This window comes from Desulfovibrio sp. ZJ200 (genome assembly GCF_011039095.1).
Taxonomy (GTDB): domain Bacteria; phylum Desulfobacterota; class Desulfovibrionia; order Desulfovibrionales; family Desulfovibrionaceae; genus Desulfovibrio.
In genome coordinates, this window is the sequence record NZ_JAAKEH010000095.1 from 1 (window position 1) to 3,288 (window position 3,288).

Annotated in this window: 3 protein-coding genes; 2 read left to right on the forward strand and 1 reads right to left on the reverse strand. The window is 49.8% G+C overall.

Annotated features, from left to right (window positions below):
* On the forward strand, window positions 1-710 hold a 710-nt coding region (locus tag G7Y52_RS14660; protein WP_165073189.1), incomplete at its 5' end, for an Rpn family recombination-promoting nuclease/putative transposase.
* 310 nt (window positions 711-1,020) lie between these two features.
* Window positions 1,021-2,160 (forward strand): FkbM family methyltransferase, encoded by a 1,140-nt coding sequence (locus G7Y52_RS14665; protein ID WP_165073191.1) that lies wholly within the window; start codon window positions 1,021-1,023, stop codon window positions 2,158-2,160.
* Between the two features lie 334 nt (window positions 2,161-2,494).
* Here G7Y52_RS14665 and G7Y52_RS14670 read toward each other — a convergent pair.
* Window positions 2,495-3,288, reverse strand: a 794-nt coding sequence (locus tag G7Y52_RS14670) for an Rpn family recombination-promoting nuclease/putative transposase (RefSeq protein WP_165073193.1), incomplete at its 5' end; no start/stop codon positions are given.

Sequence of the window (3,288 nt, forward strand, 5' to 3'; positions counted from 1 at the left end):
CGGGAAATGTGCGTGAAAACGAAGGGTTGCCGCCGGTGTTTCCCATTGTTATATACAATGGAGGCAAGGCGTGGAAAGCGCCGCAGGATGTGGCGGCATTGTTCGCTCCCATGCCGGAGAGCCTGAAATTTTATCGTCCCCAACACCGGCATTTTTTGCTGGACGAAAGCAGTGTGTCGGGAGATGAACTGGACAAAAGCACGGGCCTGGTCGCGCAGCTCCTGAGACTGGAACGAGCGCAGGAGCCGGAACAGGTCCGGCAGATAGTCAGGGAATTGATAAGCCGACTTCATGGGCCTGAATACCTGCTTTTGCGTCGGGCGTTTACAGTATGGTTGGGCCGTGTTGTCCTTAAACGCTCCGGAATAACAGAAGAAATTCCCGAATTTCAAGACTTGCGGGAGGTGGACGCCATGTTGGAAGAACGCGCCGCTCAGTGGAAAGATGAATATATTCAGCAAGGGGTAATGATTGGGAAGGCTGAAGGGAGAGCTGAAGGGAGGGCTGAAGGAAAGGCTGAAGGTATAGGATTGGCCTTGCGGGATTTGCTGGAGGCCCGATTTGGAACGCTCCCCCAATCCGTGACTTCCTATATCGCGAGTTCATCCGATTCAAACGCCCTGCGGAAACTGACGCTTTCCGCATACCATGCGGAGTCGTTGCAGGCGTTTATTGACCAGATCAAAAAAGATGACGCCAAGCTGATGTGATTATATATCCAGCAAAACATAATGCCGCTTGTTTTTTCATGATGCAAGCGGCATTTGGGGGGGAGAGCATTTTTGCTAATGAAAATATCCACAACTGTAGAGCATTTTTGATTGAACATATCCATTTTCAATCACTTCGCCGCCATCATTTCGCATCCAGACTTCATCCGTAGCTTCCTTCGTCGCAACGGCTGAAGCAATGAGCCTGAAAACCACGCTTTCCAGGCGCTTGTCCCGCTTGCGGGGAAATGATGGCAGCGCTGCTTTTGAAATTGAATAATTTCAAAAGCAAAATGCTCTAAGGTGTACTATGTTCGATATATTTAGAAAAAAAATTATATCAGGAATAGAAGAACGTTTGACTTCTTCAAAATTTCGTTATGTTGACAACAGTCTTGCTTATTATGCAAACCCTTGCGAAGCAAACTCCCACAAGGACAAGGAATGGTTCCTCAAAAATAGAATTCCAGATGTACAAATATTCCTGCGTGCCAATATGAAGTATATTGACACACATGTGATAAGTAAGGGATTGCTGTACGATATGCTTGCGGATAGGCATTCCCGAGAAACATTGGTGCTCGTGACGCTTTATGCCATTTTAGGGCATCGTTTCGTTAAGTTTCCGTATTATGCGGAAAACGCTATCCAACTGAAAAGACATCTGGCGAAGACCTGCGCCGTCTCCGATCCCGATGTGGATATGGAGCGTTCAATGGCCGGAGGAGTCGCCGATCTCGGCCCGCTGTTCAGATATGCCGTGCCTGTGGCAGGAGAGCAGATAGAATTGTACGCCAATCCGGAATTTCTCTATCAGCTTGCGGCATTTCCGCCATATTGTTATGCGTCGGATACAATCCGTGTGGAGGTAACTCGCGGCGACTTCATTCTTGACTGCGGCGCCTGCTATGGCGATACGGCCTTGATGTTTGCCGCCAGGACAGGTGAACAGGGGAAAGTGCTTTCCTTTGAGCCTCATCCGGAAATCGGCAGGCTTTTTCTCCATAACCGGGCATTAAATCCTCGCCTCGCCGGGCGCATGTTCTTTGTTCCTGCTGCGACAAGTGACACAAACCAGGGGGAAATCGCGTTAAACCTGTGTGGGGCGGGGAGTCATGCAGGGGGGCTTGCGACGGAACAACGCGCTCATGTGCCGCAAACAACTCTCGATCAGGAAATAGCGCGCCGTCACTGGGAAAAGGTTGACTTCATCAAGATGGATGTGGAGGGATCTGAACTCGCTACCCTGTATGGCGCGGAAAATATCTTGCGTTGTTTTCGTCCCAAGCTGGCTATTTGTCTTTACCATAAACCGGAAGACTTTTTTACAATTCCAAAATTTTTGCATGATCTGAATTTACAATATACATTTTACCTTGAACACCATTTTATGAATAATTGGGAAACAGTTTTGTATGCTTACCCTGTGAATGAAGATAGTAATTGTTGACTGCGGCAGCGGGAGGAGCCGCGACGGGTTTCGCGGTTTCAGGCCGGGGCTTCGGCTCGTATTTTCGCGGAGCCGCCTTCGCGGGAAGCACCTTTGCCCGGATGACGGGCGCGGGAATGACCACGTTTGCCCTGGGCCATGATGCCCGCCAGTTCCTTCACGGTGTATCCCTTTTCGAGAGTATCAACTGGAGCAGATTACCTTTGACTTTCATAAAAAGTCAAAGGTAATCTGCTCCAGCCCAAAAAGAGTATTGCCATAGGTATCAATGAATAAAAAATGCCGCTTGCATCATGAAAAAACAAGCGGCAGTATACTTTACTGGATATATAAATCACATCAGCTTGGCGTCATCCTTTTTGATCTGGTCAATAAACGCCTGCAACGACTCCGCATGGTATGCGGAAAGCGTCAGTTTCCGAAGGGCGTTTGAATCAGATGAATTCGCAATATAGGAGGTCACGGATTGGGGGAGCGTTCCAAAGCGGGCCTCCAGCAAATCCCGCAAGGCCAATCCTATACCTTCAGCCTTTCCTTCAGCTCTCCCTTCAGCCTTCCCAATCATTACCCCTTGCTGAATATATTCATCTTTCCACTGAGCGGCGCGTTCTTCCAACATGGCGTCCACCTCCCGCAAGTCTTGAAAGTCGGGAATTTCTTCTGTTATTCCGGAGCGTTTAAGGACAACACGGCCCAACCATACTGTAAACGCCCGACGCAAAAGCAGGTATTCAGGCCCATGAAGTCGGCTTATCAATTCCCTGACTATCTGCCGGACCTGTTCCGGCTCCTGCGCTCGTTCCAGTCTCAGGAGCTGCGCGACCAGGCCCGTGCTTTTGTCCAGTTCATCTCCCGACACACTACTTTCGTCCAGCAAAAAATGCCGGTGTTGGGGACGATAAAATTTCAGGCTCTCCGGCATGGGAGCGAACAATGCCGCCACATCCTGCGGCGCTTTCCACGCCTTGCCTCCATTGTATATAACAATGGGAAACACCGGCGGCAACCCTTCGTTTTCACGTACATTTCCCGTCTTGACGAGATCAAGCAGAAGCAAGGTCGCATAGGACAGCGTTCTCAGGGCCATCCAGTGGTCGGGCGTGCTCTGAAACTCCAACAGCAACGCCA